Annotated in this window: 4 protein-coding genes; 1 reads left to right on the top strand and 3 read right to left on the bottom strand. The window is 63.5% G+C overall.

Features of this window, described 5'->3' with window-relative positions; genetic code table 11:
* Positions 1-567 (bottom strand): ABC transporter permease (locus tag AHiyo1_RS25700; RefSeq protein ID WP_216363249.1); only part of this gene is annotated, 567 nt, incomplete at its 3' end.
* Here AHiyo1_RS25700 and AHiyo1_RS25695 point away from each other — a divergent pair.
* Positions 566-910: a hypothetical protein gene (locus AHiyo1_RS25695; protein WP_059389617.1), complete on the top strand. Its 345-nt coding sequence runs from the start codon at positions 566-568 to the stop codon at positions 908-910. The two genes, AHiyo1_RS25700 and AHiyo1_RS25695, sit on opposite strands and share 2 nt — an antisense overlap.
* Here the strand turns inward: AHiyo1_RS25695 and AHiyo1_RS25690 are convergent.
* Together AHiyo1_RS25690 and AHiyo1_RS27300 are read right to left on the bottom strand one after the other, a co-directional pair.
* Positions 897-1,550 carry an ATP-binding cassette domain-containing protein gene (locus AHiyo1_RS25690; RefSeq protein ID WP_253257504.1) on the bottom strand — a complete coding sequence of 218 codons (654 nt, stop codon included), beginning with the start codon at positions 1,548-1,550 and terminating at the stop codon, positions 897-899. The two genes, AHiyo1_RS25695 and AHiyo1_RS25690, sit on opposite strands and share 14 nt — an antisense overlap.
* A 5-nt stretch (positions 1,551-1,555) precedes the next feature.
* On the bottom strand, positions 1,556-2,404 hold the full coding sequence (locus tag AHiyo1_RS27300; RefSeq protein WP_253257468.1) for an ATP-binding cassette domain-containing protein: 849 nt from the start codon (positions 2,402-2,404) through the stop codon (positions 1,556-1,558).
* Positions 2,405-2,579 lie beyond the last annotated feature (175 nt).

The raw sequence follows: 2,579 nt of genomic DNA, 5'->3' as shown, positions 1-2,579 counted from the left end.
GCCCAGCTGGGAGATGCCGGCAAGGCCGATCGCCAGGGTGATGACCGCTACGAGCGTGCCGATCACATTGGCGCGTCCGGGTTTGATGGCGGTGGCTCCCAGGAGCGCTCCGACGAAGGCGGGGAGGAGGTAGTCCATCCCGACGCTGGGGTTTCCGATCTGCTGCTGTGACGCCAGCAGTACCCCGGCAACTCCTGTGACCACGGCGGAGAAGGAAAAGGCATAGATGGAATACCGCTTGGTGGGGATGCCCATCAGTGCGGCGGCCCGGGGATTTGAGCCAAGCACGTAGAAGTACCGGCCGAGCGGGAGGCGTTCGAACAGGACCCAGAGGATCACGGCGACGATCAGCAGGTATACGGCAACGATCGGGACGCCGGCGATCTTGGAGTCGTAGAGGTCTTTGAAGGATGCGGGCAGTCCGGCGTCTCCCGGAACGACGCGGGCGCCGTTGGTGATGGCGCCGGTGATGGAGTAGAGCACGGTTCCGGTGCCCAGGGTGGCCACGAAGGAGTCGATCTGGCCGAATTCGACCAGGAGGCCGTTGATGATGCCTACCACTGCCATGGCGGCGATGGCCGCGAGGGCGGCGATGCCCCAGTACGTGGCCGTCGACGATGAGTTTGAGGACGATCACGTGGGAGAGCCCGAGTCCGTAGCCGATGGACAGGTCGAACTTTCCGGTGGCGATCGGGATCATGGCGCCCAGGGCCAGCAGCGCGGGGATGGCCTGGTTGCTGAGGATGGCGTTGAAGTTGCGGCCGGAGAGGAAGGTCTGCGGCAGGATCAGGGCAAATACCGCGAACAGCACCACGAGGATCACTACGAGTCCGTAGGGTCCGAGGAGGTGGGCGACGCCGCCCTGGCGGCTGGTTTTCATCTGGTTCATGTGAGGATTACTCCGAAGTGAGAGCAGCACCGGAGGCAGCCGCAGTGAGGTTTGCGATGGTGAGGTCAGCGCCGGATAGCTCCGCGGTGACGGTTCCTTGGACAAAAACGAGTGCCCGGTGGCAGACGTTGGCGACTTCTTCGAAGTCGGTTGAAATCATCAGTACGGCCAGCCCGGCCGCGAGGGACTCTTCCAGCAGGGTGTAAATGTCCGCTTTGGCGCCGACGTCGACCCCCGCGGTGGGTTCCTCCAGGATGATGAGTTTCCGGCGGGTGCTTAGCCAGCGGCCGATCATGATTTTTTGCTGGTTTCCTCCGGAGAGGGTGGCGATGGCCACTTCCGTCAAAGCGGGCCGGACGCCGTACTGGTCCACGAGTTTGCGGGCGAGTTTGCGTTCGGCTTTGGGGCTGGTCCAGGCGAAAGGGTTCCTGGAGCGGATGCCGGGATTCGGCAGGAAGTTTTCCCGCAGTGTCAGCTCGGGGGCGCACCCCTCGTCCATCCGGTTGCTCGTGACGAATCCTACGCCCGAGTCCACCGCATCAGTCGGCGTGCGGGGCTTGTAGTCCTCCGAGTCGAGCTTGACGGTGCCGGAGGTGATCCTGCGGGCTCCGGCCAGGGCCCGTCCCAGTTCCATGTGTCCGGCTCCGGTGAGCCCCACCATGCCCACTACTTCTCCGGCGTGGACGGAGAAGGAGACGGGGCGGGTCTGTGCGGTGGCCAGTTCGAGCACTTCCAGTCGCCGGGTGTCCTGCTGCACTCCGCTGCTCGAGGTGTAGCTGAGCGGTTTGTGGCCAACGATGTCCACCACGAGTTCGCGGGGTGTCTTCTGGGCGATGGGTCCGCTGTGGATGAGCCGGCCGTCCCGCAGCACCGTGACGGTGTCCGAGATGGCGAAGACCTCATCGAGCCTGTGGCTGACATAGAGCAGCCCGTGGCCCTGGCTGCGAAGTTTCTCAAGAACATCGAAGAGCCTGCGGGAATCCGCTGCGGGCAGGCTTGCCGTAGGTTCATCGAGGACAATGACCGAAGCGTTCGAGGCCAGGCACGGGCGATGGCAACCAGGGACTTGTCCGCCCTGCTCAGCTCCGAGACATACCGGTCCGGCTCGAGGTGGGAGGCGACAGTCTGCAATGCCTCGGCGGCGTTGTCGCGGACCTGCCGCCAGGAGATGAATCCGCCGGTGCGCCCGAAACCCGTGCCGAGGGCGATGTTTTCCGCGATCGTCATGGTGTCCACCAGGCCAAGGTCCTGGTGGATGAAGGCCATGTTCGCTGTCGCCTCCGGTGTGCCTAACGCGTGCCCGGCGACCGTGATCTGGCCGCTGGTGGGCGAATACAGCCCGGAGAGGATCTTGATCAGTGTGGACTTGCCGGCACCGTTCTGGCCCAGCAGCGCGTGGATGCTCCCCGCATCCAGGGTGAGGTTGACGTCCTGCAGAGCCGCGTTGACTCCGAACCGCTTGGATAGGTGTTCAATCTGGATCAGCGGTTCCGCGGGAGGTGGGTTGAGTCCCATGTTCGCTCCTTGCAGCCCCAGTGCTGCGTAAATTTCTGGGTGGTCACCAATGACCTGCTTGACCAATATCTTGTACTAAAACCAGCCTGTTGGTCAATAGCTGATTGAATGAAACTCTTCATTACTCAAAAAGGGTGCGGTCTGCAGGGGCAGACGCACCCAGCACTGGCCCGGG

It is taken from the genome of Arthrobacter sp. Hiyo1 (assembly GCF_001263615.2).
Taxonomy (GTDB): Bacteria; Actinomycetota; Actinomycetes; order Actinomycetales; family Micrococcaceae; genus Arthrobacter.
Note: the sequence above shows the minus strand (reverse complement) of the source record. Positions and strands in the feature narration are given on the sequence as shown.

Excerpts from the sequence above, each read along its gene's own strand:
- AHiyo1_RS25695 (WP_059389617.1), top strand. The coding sequence starts at position 566 with ATGGCGGCGATGGCCGCGAGGGCGGCGATGCCCCAGTACGTGGCCGTC.
- AHiyo1_RS25690 (WP_253257504.1), bottom strand. The coding sequence starts at position 1,550 with ATGGTGGGGCTCACCGGAGCCGGACACATGGAACTGGGACGGGCCCTG.
- AHiyo1_RS27300 (WP_253257468.1), bottom strand. The coding sequence starts at position 2,404 with ATGGGACTCAACCCACCTCCCGCGGAACCGCTGATCCAGATTGAACAC.